This window comes from Pseudomonas sp. PA-4-8C (assembly GCF_021606625.1).
Taxonomy (GTDB): Bacteria; Pseudomonadota; Gammaproteobacteria; order Pseudomonadales; family Pseudomonadaceae; genus Aquipseudomonas; species Aquipseudomonas lactis.
On sequence record NZ_WKCD01000178.1, the window covers coordinates 1 to 11,211 of the forward strand.

Annotated in this window: 13 protein-coding genes; 5 read left to right on the forward strand and 8 right to left on the reverse strand. The window is 60.8% G+C overall.

From position 1 onward, the window contains the following. Positions 1 to 152: 152 nt before the first annotated feature. The 4 genes from GIW04_RS21290 to ureE are packed head-to-tail and all read right to left on the reverse strand — an operon-like array spanning position 153 to position 2,548. Positions 153 to 725: a HupE/UreJ family protein gene (locus GIW04_RS21290; protein ID WP_003188108.1), complete on the reverse strand. Its 573-nt coding sequence runs from the start codon at positions 723 to 725 to the stop codon at positions 153 to 155. 22 nt (positions 726 to 747) lie between these two features. Further along, on the reverse strand, positions 748 to 1,362 hold the full coding sequence (ureG, locus tag GIW04_RS21295; RefSeq protein WP_003188109.1) for an urease accessory protein UreG: 615 nt from the start codon (positions 1,360 to 1,362) through the stop codon (positions 748 to 750). Between the two features lie 14 nt (positions 1,363 to 1,376). Beyond that, on the reverse strand, positions 1,377 to 2,051 hold the full coding sequence (locus GIW04_RS21300) for an urease accessory protein UreF (protein ID WP_003188110.1): 675 nt from the start codon (positions 2,049 to 2,051) through the stop codon (positions 1,377 to 1,379). Then, complete coding sequence (gene ureE / locus GIW04_RS21305) at positions 2,048 to 2,548, reverse strand: urease accessory protein UreE (RefSeq protein WP_003188112.1); 501 nt, start codon at positions 2,546 to 2,548, stop codon at positions 2,048 to 2,050. Before ureE ends, GIW04_RS21300 begins: the two co-directional genes overlap by 4 nt. Positions 2,549 to 2,887: 339 nt before the next feature. On the opposite strand from ureE, the gene GIW04_RS21310 reads away from it, so the two are divergent. Further along, on the forward strand, positions 2,888 to 3,394 hold the full coding sequence (locus GIW04_RS21310) for a C40 family peptidase (RefSeq protein ID WP_003188113.1): 507 nt from the start codon (positions 2,888 to 2,890) through the stop codon (positions 3,392 to 3,394). A gap of 5 nt (positions 3,395 to 3,399) precedes the next feature. Here GIW04_RS21310 and GIW04_RS21315 read toward each other — a convergent pair whose 3' ends face one another. Both GIW04_RS21315 and GIW04_RS21320 read right to left on the reverse strand, forming a co-directional pair. Further along, positions 3,400 to 4,032, reverse strand: coding sequence for a TetR family transcriptional regulator (locus GIW04_RS21315; protein ID WP_003188114.1), 633 nt, complete (start codon positions 4,030 to 4,032; stop codon positions 3,400 to 3,402). A gap of 151 nt (positions 4,033 to 4,183) precedes the next feature. Continuing rightward, the gene (locus GIW04_RS21320) at positions 4,184 to 4,504 is read right to left on the reverse strand and encodes a hypothetical protein (protein WP_005784302.1); all 321 of its coding nucleotides are present in this window, start codon (positions 4,502 to 4,504) and stop codon (positions 4,184 to 4,186) included. Positions 4,505 to 4,861: 357 nt separating this feature from the next. Between GIW04_RS21320 and GIW04_RS21325 the strand changes: the two genes are divergently transcribed. Continuing rightward, entirely contained in the window at positions 4,862 to 6,928 is a 2,067-nt protein-coding gene (locus tag GIW04_RS21325; protein WP_120247949.1) for an AsmA family protein, read from the forward strand. A gap of 113 nt (positions 6,929 to 7,041) precedes the next feature. Here GIW04_RS21325 and GIW04_RS21330 read toward each other — a convergent pair whose 3' ends face one another. Together GIW04_RS21330 and GIW04_RS21335 are read right to left on the reverse strand one after the other, a co-directional pair. Continuing rightward, entirely contained in the window at positions 7,042 to 7,572 is a 531-nt protein-coding gene (locus GIW04_RS21330; protein WP_236270419.1) for a ferritin-like domain-containing protein, read from the reverse strand. A 97-nt stretch (positions 7,573 to 7,669) separates the two neighbouring features. Then, positions 7,670 to 8,560: a DMT family transporter gene (locus tag GIW04_RS21335; protein ID WP_057709618.1), complete on the reverse strand. Its 891-nt coding sequence runs from the start codon at positions 8,558 to 8,560 to the stop codon at positions 7,670 to 7,672. Between the two features lie 98 nt (positions 8,561 to 8,658). Here GIW04_RS21335 and GIW04_RS21340 point away from each other — a divergent pair, with 98 nt between their 5' ends. The 3 genes from GIW04_RS21340 to GIW04_RS21355 all read left to right on the forward strand — a co-directional run bounded on the left by GIW04_RS21340 (position 8,659) and on the right by GIW04_RS21355 (position 11,009). Next, positions 8,659 to 9,447: an AraC family transcriptional regulator gene (locus GIW04_RS21340; RefSeq protein WP_003188122.1), complete on the forward strand. Its 789-nt coding sequence runs from the start codon at positions 8,659 to 8,661 to the stop codon at positions 9,445 to 9,447. A 71-nt stretch (positions 9,448 to 9,518) separates the two neighbouring features. Then, a complete protein-coding gene (locus GIW04_RS21345) occupies positions 9,519 to 9,818 on the forward strand; it encodes a PsiF family protein (RefSeq protein ID WP_003188123.1) in 300 nt (99 codons plus the stop codon). Positions 9,819 to 9,995: 177 nt separating this feature from the next. Then, positions 9,996 to 11,009 carry an AI-2E family transporter gene (locus GIW04_RS21355; protein ID WP_003188124.1) on the forward strand — a complete coding sequence of 338 codons (1,014 nt, stop codon included), beginning with the start codon at positions 9,996 to 9,998 and terminating at the stop codon, positions 11,007 to 11,009. The last annotated feature ends 202 nt before the right edge of the window (positions 11,010 to 11,211 follow it).

Consider the following 11,211-nt stretch of genomic DNA (forward strand, 5'->3'; position numbering starts at 1 on the left):
CCTCCACGGCAGGGGTGTAGGGGCGCATGGTAGCAGGCTGATCGTTCCCACGCTCTGCGTGGGAATGCCTCTTGTGACGCTCTGCGTCACGCTTTGGGACGCAGAGCGTCCTGGGCTGCATTCCCACGCGGAGCGTGGGAACGATCTTTTCCTCAGCCCGCCAGCAACCAAACCCCAGTCGCCGCCGAAGCCGCCCCGGCCACTCGCACCAGTGGCGCTGCAGCCGCCGGCAAAAAGCGCACCACCGCATAACCCGCAGCGTGCAACACGGCGGTCGCCCCTACAAACCCAGCCGCATACGCCCAAGGGCTGGTCATATCCGGCAGTTCCAGGCCATGGGCCACGCCGTGAAACAGTGCAAACAAGGCCGTGGCGCCTACCGCCACGAACAGCGGTGGCCGCACCGCCAATGCTACCGCCAGGCCCAAAGCCAGCACCGATGCAGCAATCCCGCTTTCCAGCGCGGGCAGTTGCAGCCCTTCAAAACCCAGCACGCCGCCGATCAGCATGGTGCCGACAAAGGTGCACGGCAGCGCCCAGCGCGCGGCGCCTTTTTGCTGGGCCGCCCAGAGGCCCACTGCAACCATGGCCAGTAAGTGATCGAGGCCGCCCAGGGGGTGGCTGATACCGGCTACCAGGCCATTGTCGCCATGGCCTGGATGGGCGAAGGCCAGGGCCGGGGCGAGCAGCAGCGCTGCGGCGGCGAAAAGTCTGTTGAGTCTCATGGACAGGTTCCTTATGGGTTGATCAGGCGGCGGTCAGCAGGCCCTGGCGTTCGATGAAGGCGACGATGTCGTCCAGGCCGACCCCGGTTTTCTGGTTGCTGAACACAAAGGGTTTGCCGTTGCGCATGCGCTGGGTGTCGCTGTTCATCAGTTCTAGCGAGGCGCCGACCAGCGGCGCCAGGTCGATCTTGTTGATCACCAGCAGGTCGGATTTGCAAATACCGGGCCCGCCCTTGCGCGGCAGCTTGTCGCCCGCAGACACATCGATCACATAGATGGTCAGGTCCGACAGTTCCGGGCTGAAGGTGGCGGACAGGTTGTCGCCGCCGGACTCCACCAGAATCAGGTCCAGGCCGGGAAAACGGCGGTTGAGTTGGTCCACGGCCTCCAAGTTGATCGAGGCATCTTCGCGAATCGCCGTGTGCGGGCAGCCACCGGTTTCCACGCCGATGATGCGCTCCGGCGCCAGGGCCTGGTTGCGCACCAGGAAGTCGGCGTCTTCGCGGGTGTAGATGTCGTTGGTGACCACCGCCAGGTTATAGCGATCGCGCAGCGCCAGGCACAGGGCCAGGGTCAGGGCGGTCTTGCCCGAGCCTACCGGGCCGCCGATACCGACGCGCAGGGGTTGTGTGTTCATGGGCTTCTCCACAATCAGGAACGGAACAGGCGGCTGTACTGGCGCTCATGGGCCATGCACGCCAGGGACAGGCCAAAAGCGGCGCTGCCCAAATGGTTAGGGTTAATGCGTTCGGCATCCTGCTGGGCTTGTTGCAGCAGCGGCAGCAGTTCGCTGGTCAGGCGCTGGGCGGCTTGCTGGCCCAGTGGCAGGGTTTTCATCAGCACCGCCAATTGGTTTTCCAGCCAGCTCCATAGCCAGGCGGCAAGGGCATCGCCAGGGCTGATGTGCCAGGCGCGCGCGGCCAAGGCCCAGCCAAGGGCCAGGTGCGGTTCGTCGCGTTGAGCGAGAAAGTCACGGGCGCTGTCGTCCAGTTCCGGCAAGCCGTTGAGCAGTTGTTGCAAGGAGTAGCCCATCTGGCGGCTCTCCTGATACAGCTCGCGGGTCTCACGGCTGGCGCGGTGCTCGTCGCACAACTGCGCCAGTTGGGCCCAGTCCTGCTCAGCGGCGGCGCGGCAATGGGCGAGCAACAGCGGCGCTTCGAAACGCGCCAGGTTGAGCAGCAACTGGTCACTGATCCAGCGTCGGGCGCTCGCGGCATCCTGTACGCGGCCGTTGTCCACCGCCATTTCCAGGCCCTGGGAATAGCTGTAGCCGCCAATCGGCAATTGCGGACTGGCCAGGCGTAGCAGCGCCCAGGCTGGGTTCATAGACGCACGCCGAACTGATGCAGCTTGGGCGCGTAGTTGAAGTCTTCATCGCCATGGCGTGAGTGATGATGGCCACCGCCATAGGCGCCGTGCTCGGGTTGAAACGGCGCTTCTATGGTCTGCGCATCGGCGCCTAGCTGTTCAAGCATGGCCTTGAGCACGTAGTCATCGAGCAGGCGCAGCCAGCCGTCACCGACTTGCAGGGCCACATGGCGGTTGCCCAGGTGATAAGCGGCGCGGGTCAGCTCAAAGGCATTGCGGCAGGTGACGTGCAGCAGTTGTTCAGGTCGGGCACACACCCGTACGACGCGTCCGTCTTCTGCCTGTAGGAATTCGCCATCGTGCAAGGGCGGCTGGCCCCGCTCCAAAAACAGGCCGACGTCTTCACCGTCGGCACTGAAACAGCGCAGACGGCTTTTGCTGCGGGCTTCGAAGTTGAGCAGCAACTCGGCGGCCCAGAGGGCTTGGGGGGCGATTCGGCGGTGTATCACCAGCATCAGAGAGCTTCCAGCTGTGAGCGATGAAAGACCTAGAGCAAGGGGCTTGCCAATCATGGAATTGAGTAGGAATTCCCTGTAGTCAGGCAGGCATGCTGCTCAATAGGGCGTCGGATAATTCGGTGCGTGTATCAATTTGGTGCGTGTCGATGTTTATAGCACCGGCGAAGGGCGTTTTGCGTTGATGGTGGCGCTCAGCTTGATGAAATTTCTTTCATCTTTTTCTCAGTAGGCGGTTTTTAGGATTTGTCCTACGAATCATGAGGATTTGGAGTTCATGAGATTACTTGAGGGTTCTTTAGGCTATGCGCCCTGTTTAATGCCACCGCGACGTTTATCATGCTTCGATCAATTTTCTGTATATGCCTGGTCAGCCTGACCTTCTTTATTTCATCGGCATCGGCCAACTTTCAGCCCCGCGCCACCTTCGGTTCGTCGCTGCAAAGCCTCAAGCCGGCCTCCATCGACGACGTGATCGACCGCGCCCATGAGTTGCTGGGCACGCCCTACAAGTGGGGCGGCACTTCTGCAGAGCAGGGCTTTGATTGCAGCAGCTTCCTGGTGTACCTGTTCAAGACCCAGGCCAATATCCAGATACCGCGCACCACCACGGCCATGCACCGCTCATCGGCGGCGACCATCAAGCGCAATGCGTTGAAGCCTGGGGATGCGGTGTTTTTCAAAGGCAACGGGCGCGGCCAGGTCAGCCATGTCGGCCTTTATATCGGCCAAGGCAAATTCATCCATTCGCCTCGCACCGGCAAAACCATTCGTATCGATTCATTGAGCAATAGCTACTGGAACAAGCACTACACCACTGCCAAACGATTCCACACGGCGGGTTGATTGCTTTATTCGGTGCTGCCCAGCCCTTGCCAATGCTTGAGGCCGATAAAGATAAAGCGCAGTTGTTGGGTGATCTTCGCCTGGGGCGTGAGGTGGGCCGGCAAGGCGTGGGCCGGTGGGTCGATGATATCGGGCAGGGTGGCGAACACGCTCTTGACGATCAGGTCGGCCATCACATGCAAACCTTCGGCATCCAAGTGCTGGAGTTTGGGCATCAGCGTCAGGTCGGCGGCCAGGTCGCGGGTGATGTCTTCGCGCAGGGCGGCGATGGCTTGGCGCACGGCCAGACAGCCGCCGTACTGTTCGCGGGCCAGAAACAAAAATTGCGAACGGTTGGCCGAGACCACATCGAGAAAGATGCGCACCGAGGCATCGATGATGCCGCCCATCACGAATTCGTTGTGGCGCACCAGGCGGATCGTGGCGCGAAAGGTCTGGCCGACCTCGCTGACCAATACCAGCCCAAGTTGGTCCATGTCGGCGAAATGGCGATAGAAACCGGTGGGTACGATACCCGCGGTCTTGGCCACTTCGCGCAGGCTCAGGCTGCCAAACCCACGGCCACACTCCATCAGATGGCGGGCTGCGTCCATCAGGGCGAGGCGGGTCTGTTGCTTTTGTTCGGCGCGGGGCAGCATGAGCGGATGAGCTTTGTCGGCAAGTACAGCGACGCACTCTAGCAAAAGCGCTTTGCCGGCGTCGAACTTGGCAGGGGCGGGGCGTGACGCGGTCTATATAAAAGCAAAAGCCCGATCGGCAGATCGGGCTTTTTTCTGGGCCACCACAGGCTTAGCTCTGTGCTTGATGCAGTTCTTGCAGACGGTCGGCACCGCCTTCAGCAACGCCTTCGGTGTAGGCGCGTTTGTTGGCTTGTTCGGCACCGCCTTCGACCAAACCTTTCTCTTGCAGACGGTTGTAGCCATTTTCAGCTACGGCGCCTTTGGCGTAGTCACGGTTTTCGTCTTCTTGCGAACCGCTGCGAGCCACGGTTTGGCTGGTTTGCATGGCTTGAGCTTTGTTCTGTGGGGTGGCCTGTTCGGCGGCTGGCAGGGCAAAAGCGCTGGAAGCCAGGACAGATAACAGAACGGTAGCGAGTAATTGGCGTTTCATGATGGTTGCTCCTAGGGAGGGCGATAAAGTGGGTACAGGGCTAATGTTACCCTTGATAAGTCGATATAAAAGTTCATAAACACAATGGTAATAATCAACAGAATTGATTGTTCTCGCCGGAGGCTCTAGATCGAGCCTCTCAAGCCCGCGGGTTTGCACCGATGTGGGTATTTTCGACACGAACCTGGGTAACAATGGTGCGTCGCCGATGGGGAAAATGGTCTGGTTGATCAGGAAAATCGCTTTTTTCGGCTAAATCCGCCGTTGCGTTAAACGCCCCGGCACTTTGCCAGTCGTAGTCCTATAAGCTGTTTAAAAGGCTGTTGCCCAGCCAGTCGTATTCAGGAGTCCTGTGCAATGACGCGCACTCGTAAAATCGTCGCTTGGAGCTGCGCCAGCTTCGTTCTGTTAATGGCCATCGTGGTACTGGTGTTGGTGTTCTTCGACTGGAACCGCATCAAGCCGCCCCTCAATGCCAAGGTTTCCGAAGAACTGCATCGTCCGTTCGCCATTAACGGCAACCTCGCGGTGGTGTGGCAGCGTGAGCCCGATGAAGGTGGCTGGCGCGCCTGGGTGCCGTGGCCCCATGTGATTGCCGAAGACCTGACCCTGGGTAACCCTGATTGGTCGAAACAACCGCAGATGGTCACGCTCAAGAAGGTTGAGCTGCGCATTTCGCCCCTGGCCTTGCTGGTGCAGCGTGTGGTGATCCCGCGCATCGACCTCACCGAACCGAGTGCCCAGTTGCAGCGCCTGGCGGATGGCCGCGCTAACTGGACCTTCAAGTTCGACCCCAAGGACCCCGACGCCGAACCGTCCAACTGGGTGGTGGACATTGGCGCCATCGGCTTCGACAAAGGCCATGTGACCCTCGACGATCAAAGCCTCAAGACCCAGCTGGATGTGATCATCGACCCACTGGGCAAGCCGATCCCCTTTGGCGAAATCGTCGGCGACGCCGATGCCAAGAAGGCCCTGGAAAAAGGCTCGGCGCCCCAGGACTACGCGTTCGGCCTCAAGGTCAAAGGCCAGCACCACGGGCAGAAGCTGGCGGGTACGGGCAAGATCGGTGGTTTGCTAGCCTTGCAGGACGCGGCCAAGCCGTTCCCGCTGCAAGCCCAGGTCAAGATCGCGGACACCAGCATCGCTCTGGCCGGCACTTTGACCGACCCGCTGAACCTCGGCGCCCTGGACCTGCGTCTGAAACTCTCGGGCAGCAGCCTGGGTAACCTGTACCCGCTGACCGGCGTGACCCTGCCGGACTCGCCGGCCTATTCCACCGACGGCCATCTGATCGCCAAACTGCATGAAGCCAGCGGCGCCTCCTTCCGCTACGAGAACTTCAACGGCAAGATCGGCAACAGCGACATCCACGGCGACCTGGCCTATGTCGCCAGCCAGCCACGGCCCAAGCTCAGCGGCGCGCTGGTGTCCAACCAGTTGCTGATGGATGACTTGGCGCCTTTGATCGGCGCGGACTCCAACGCCAAGCAAAAAGCCCGTGGCGGTGAAAGCAAACAGCCGGCGACCAAAGTGCTGCCGGTTGAAGAGTTCCGCACCGAGCGTTGGCACGATATGGATGCTGACGTCGAGTTCACCGGCAAGCGCATCGTGCACAGCGCCGACTTGCCTTTCACCGACCTCTACACGCACTTGGTGCTCAACGACGGCCAACTGAGCCTCGAACCCCTGCGTTTCGGCGTGGCCGGTGGCAAGCTCGATGCGCAGATTCGCTTGAACGGCCGCACCACCCCGATGGAAGGCCGCGCCAAACTCACGGCGCGTAACTTCAAGCTCAAGCAGTTGTTCCCCACCTTCGAGCCGATGAAAACCAGCTTTGGTGAACTCAACGGCGATGCCGATATTGCCGGGCGCGGTAACTCGGTGGCGGCATTGTTGGGCACGTCCAACGGTGACCTGAAGATGCTCATCAACGATGGCGCCATCAGCCGAAGCCTGATGGAAATCGCCGGGCTCAACGTGGGCAACTACGTGGTGGGCCGTCTGTTCGGCGACGAGGAAGTGAAGATCAACTGCGCGGCGGCGGACTTCGGCATCAAGACGGGCCTGGCGACCACACGGTTGTTTGTGTTCGATACCGAGAACGCGATCATCTACATCGACGGCACCGCGAATATGGCCACCGAGCAACTGGACCTGACCATCACGCCGGAATCCAAGGGTTTTCGCCTGTTCTCCCTGCGTTCACCGCTTTACGTCAATGGACCTTTCATCAAGCCCAATGCTGGCGTGAAAGCCATTCCGTTGGCGCTACGTGGTGCAGGCATGGTCGCCCTGGGCGTGATCGCCGGGCCGGCCGCCGGCTTGCTCGCCTTGGTTGCCCCAAGCGGTGGCGAGCCCAATGAGTGCGCACCGTTGCTGCAACAGATGAAGGAAGGCAAGGCGCCCAAGACCGTGAAGTAATTGTGGGAGCGGGCTTGCCCGCGATAGCGGGGTATCAGTCAATGATTTATCAACTGATCCCACGCTATCGCGAGCAAGCCCGCTCCCACAGGGGGATGTTGCGGTGTTAGTTATTACAGATCCTGCAGAATATCCGCCATATCGTCGGCGTGTTCTTCTTCCTGGGCCAGGATGTCTTCTAAGATGCGACGGGTCGTCGGGTCTTTGTCACCGATGTACTGGATGATCTCGCGGTAGCTGTCTACCGCGATCCGCTCGGCCACCAGGTCTTCGTAGACCATTTCCTTCAAGGTGTTGCCCGCCACGTATTGCGCATGGGAGTTCTTCGACAGCAGGTCGGGGTTGAATTCCGGCTCGCCGCCCAGCTGCACGATGCGCTCGGCCAGTTTGTCGGCGTGCTCGGCTTCCTGGGTCGCATGTTCCAGGAACTCATCGGCAGCCACGCTGGCCTTGAGGCCGTTGGCCATGAAGTAGTGACGCTTGTAGCGCAGCACGCAGACCAGTTCGGTGGCCAGCGACTCGTTGAGCAGGCGGATGATTTCTTCGCGGTCGGCGTCGTAGCCTTCGGTCACGGCGCCGTTTTCGACGTTCTGGCGGGCGCGGCTGCGCAGGGTCGCAACGTCAGTCAGTTGTGCTTGAGTCATTTCAATCTCCTGGGGCTAATCCGGTTGTACGCCACGCTCTGCCGGCGTGATCGCTATTGGTTGTGAGTCCCGGGCCAGGCGAAAAGTTTTATCGGATTTAACAGGATGTGTCCTGAGGGCGTCTGACCGGTGTGGTCCAGCGCTCCGACAGAATTACGCCACCCAGGGTCAGCAAGCCACCCACCAGGTGATACAGCGCCAGCTCTTCCTTGAGCACCAGCGCGGCAATCAGCGCGGTAATCAAGGGCAGCAGGTTGAAAAACAGCGTGGTACGGCTTGGCCCCAGGGTCTTGACCGAGTGCATCCACGCCAACGGCGCCAACATCGACGCCAGCAGGCAGGCGTACAGCACCAGCGGAATATTCGCCCAGCCCAAACCGGCCTTGGCCGAGAACAGATACAGCGGCAGCAGCACCACCACCGCGACCAGCACCTGCAAATACAGCAGCACCAACGGCGGCAGGCGCAGTTGCCATTTTTTCAGCAGGGTGCTGTAGACCGCATAAGCCAACGTTGCCACCAGCATCATGCCGTCGCCCAGGTTGACCCCATGTTGCAGCAACGCGCCCAAGCTGCCGGCCGACACCACCACTACCACGCCTGCGAACGACAACATCGCGCCGGTCAACGCACCGAAGGTCAGGCGTTGGCCAAGGCTGATGATCGCAGCGGTCAGCGCCATCAACGGCATCAGCGACAGGATGATGCCCATATTGGTGGCGCTGGTCAGCGTCGCGGCGTAATAGGCCAGGCTTTGATACACCGCCATGCCCAGCACGCCGAGGATAAAGATCTTGCCCAGGTTGGGACGGATCTGCGGCCAGTGGGCGACCACCGGTTTGAGCATGAACGGCGTGAACAGCAACGCAGCGAACAACCAGCGGTAAAAGCCGATTTCAGCCGGGAAGATCGAGCCCACGGCCAATTTGTTGACCACGGTGTTGCCGGCCCAGATAAAGATAGCCAGCAGCGGATAAGCGTATTGCATTGAAAAGAAACCCAGTGTGTTGACGAGGCAGGATTATCCTCTGTCTGGATCGAAGCCTATACTGCGATCCAGACAACTGAGCGTTGAATCCAGACAACATGTCCCGACACACCGTACGCCTGCCCGATTTCGCCCGCCTGCCAAGCCCTGTGTACTTTCGGTATTCCGATTTTGCCCCGGACACCGAATGCACCCCGCACCAGCACACCTGGGGCTCGCTGGATTACTCGGCCAGCGGTGTGATGCGCATGGAAGTGGCGGGCAATCGCTTCATGTCGCCACCGCAATACGCCGTGTGGGTGCCGCCGCTTACCGAGCACAGCTCCTACAATGCCGAGGCGATTGTCTACCACTCTGTGGGCCTGGCGCCGCAGCTGTGCGAGCAGTTGCCGCAGCAGCCTTGCACGTTGGCGATCAGCGATATTCTCAAGGCCATCCTCAAGGATTTCGCCCTGCGCGATGTCAATGCACCGCGCACCGATGCTGACATCCGCCTGGCCCAAGTGCTGGTGGACCAGCTCCGGCAGGCGCCGGTCCACGACTGCTTCCTGCCCTACGCCCGCCACCCTGGGTTGCTTGGGGTCTTGGAGGGCATGCAGGCCGAGCCGGGAGACAACCGCCCGCTGGCGCAATGGGCCGAGCAGGTGCATGTGAGCGAGCGCACCCTGGCGCGCCAGTTTGTGCGCGAGCTGGGCATGAGCTTCGGCGAATGGCGCCAGCGCTTGCGCTACCTGGCGGCCATCGAAGCGCTGGACAGCGACCGCAGCGTGCAACACGTGGCGTTTGATCTGGGCTACAGCACCGCCTCAGCGTTTATCGCCATGTTCCAACGCCACGCCGGCTGCACGCCGGAGCAATACCGGCGGGCGAATATTCGTGGCCGGTGAAGTTGTAACAGGTTTTGACTACACTGCGCTGTAGGCCGTGCCCGTCGGCACGGTAACAGGGAGAAAACTCCATGAAGATGCTGCGTATTCCGTTGTTGATGATGGGCCTGCTGATGTGTGCCCAGGGTTTTGCCGCCACTGCCCAGCAAAACAAAATGACCACCTGCAATGCCGAGGCCACCACCAAGACGCTCAAGGGCGATGACCGTAAGGCCTTCATGAAGACCTGCCTGTCGGCACCTGCCGCCAACGACGCCAAGACCCTGACCCCGCAGCAGCAGAAGATGAAAGACTGCAATGCGTCGGCGAAAACCCAAGCCTTGGCCGGTGATGCGCGCAAAACCTTCATGAGCACTTGCCTGAAGAAATAATAGCCCCGGGCCATAGAAGACTGCGACACTCGCACACAGCCCCTTTGTAGGAGCGAGCTTGCTCGCGAAAAACGTGAACGATCACACGGGCGCCCTGACTAAACGAGGCGCCCTTTCGTTTTTCGCGAGCAAGCTCGCTCCTACAACATCCTTCAACGCCGTTTGTTTTGAGGCTGTATGCCAACGTTTTCTCAGCGTCATGTGTTGTTGCTGTCCAGCTACATCATCATTTTCGGCGGGTTGCTGCTGGTACTGCCGCTGAAATTGCTGCCCAGCCTGCTGGCCGGCCTGTTGGTCTATGAGCTGGTCAACATGCTCACCCCTCAACTGCAACGCCTGATCGAAGGCCGGCGCGCGCGCTGGCTGGCGGTGGCCTTGCTGGGCACCCTGATCGTCAGCGTGCTGGCCTTGATTTTCGCCGGCGCCATCAGCTTCCTGCTCCACGAAGCGGAAAACCCCGGGGCGTCCCTGGATAAATTCATGGGGGTGGTCGACCGCGCGCGCGGGCAATTGCCGCCGTCCATCGACGCTTACCTGCCCGCCAGCGCCGCGGAGTTTCGCGTGGCTATTGGCGATTGGCTAAGCAAACACCTGAGCGAGCTGCAACTGGTCGGCAAAGACGCCGCCCACATGTTCGTCACCTTGCTGATCGGCATGGTGCTCGGTGCGATCATCGCCTTGCAGCGTGTGCCCGACTTGACTAAGCGCAAGCCCTTGGCCGCCGCGCTGTTCGACCGCCTGCACCTGCTGGTCCAGGCGTTTCGCAATATCGTCTTTGCCCAGATCAAGATCGCCGCGCTGAACACGGCCTTCACCGCGGTGTTCCTGGCGGTGGTGCTTCCGCTGTGTGGCATCCACCTGCCGTTGACCAAGACTCTGATCGTGCTGACCTTCCTGCTTGGCCTGCTGCCGGTGATCGGCAACCTGATCTCCAACACGTTGATCACCATCGTGGCGCTGTCGCTGTCGATCTGGGTGGCGGTGGCGGCGCTGGGGTATTTGATCGTGATCCACAAGGTCGAGTACTTCCTCAACGCGCGTATCGTTGGCGGGCAGATCAGTGCCAAGTCGTGGGAGTTGCTGTTGGCGATGCTGGTGTTTGAGGCGGCGTTCGGCTTGCCGGGGGTGGTGGCGGGGCCGATTTACTATGCCTATCTGAAGAGCGAGCTGAAGCTGGGTGGGATGGTTTAGGCCTTGTGTCGCCTGGGCTGACGCCATCGCGGGCAAGCCCGCTCCCACATTGAAATGCGATCACCTGTGGGAGCTGGCTTGCCTGCGATGACGGCCTCACAGCCGGCCCCTATCTATCTGACGCCCCGCGATCAAACTGTGGGAGCGGGCTTGCTCGCGAAGGCGGCCTGACAGTCGACACAGTTGGACCGGGTACATATCC

Bases quoted from the DNA above. Each gene is read 5' to 3' on its own strand.
- GIW04_RS21290 (WP_003188108.1), bottom strand. From the start codon at position 725: ATGAGACTCAACAGACTTTTCGCCGCCGCAGCGCTGCTGCTCGCCCCG.
- ureG (WP_003188109.1), bottom strand. From the start codon at position 1,362: ATGAACACACAACCCCTGCGCGTCGGTATCGGCGGCCCGGTAGGCTCG.
- GIW04_RS21300 (WP_003188110.1), bottom strand. From the start codon at position 2,051: ATGAACCCAGCCTGGGCGCTGCTACGCCTGGCCAGTCCGCAATTGCCG.
- ureE (WP_003188112.1), bottom strand. From the start codon at position 2,548: ATGCTGGTGATACACCGCCGAATCGCCCCCCAAGCCCTCTGGGCCGCC.
- GIW04_RS21310 (WP_003188113.1), top strand. From the start codon at position 2,888: ATGCTTCGATCAATTTTCTGTATATGCCTGGTCAGCCTGACCTTCTTT.
- GIW04_RS21315 (WP_003188114.1), bottom strand. From the start codon at position 4,032: ATGCTGCCCCGCGCCGAACAAAAGCAACAGACCCGCCTCGCCCTGATG.
- GIW04_RS21320 (WP_005784302.1), bottom strand. From the start codon at position 4,504: ATGAAACGCCAATTACTCGCTACCGTTCTGTTATCTGTCCTGGCTTCC.
- GIW04_RS21325 (WP_120247949.1), top strand. From the start codon at position 4,862: ATGACGCGCACTCGTAAAATCGTCGCTTGGAGCTGCGCCAGCTTCGTT.
- GIW04_RS21330 (WP_236270419.1), bottom strand. From the start codon at position 7,572: ATGACTCAAGCACAACTGACTGACGTTGCGACCCTGCGCAGCCGCGCC.
- GIW04_RS21335 (WP_057709618.1), bottom strand. From the start codon at position 8,560: ATGCAATACGCTTATCCGCTGCTGGCTATCTTTATCTGGGCCGGCAAC.
- GIW04_RS21340 (WP_003188122.1), top strand. From the start codon at position 8,659: ATGTCCCGACACACCGTACGCCTGCCCGATTTCGCCCGCCTGCCAAGC.
- GIW04_RS21345 (WP_003188123.1), top strand. From the start codon at position 9,519: ATGAAGATGCTGCGTATTCCGTTGTTGATGATGGGCCTGCTGATGTGT.
- GIW04_RS21355 (WP_003188124.1), top strand. From the start codon at position 9,996: ATGCCAACGTTTTCTCAGCGTCATGTGTTGTTGCTGTCCAGCTACATC.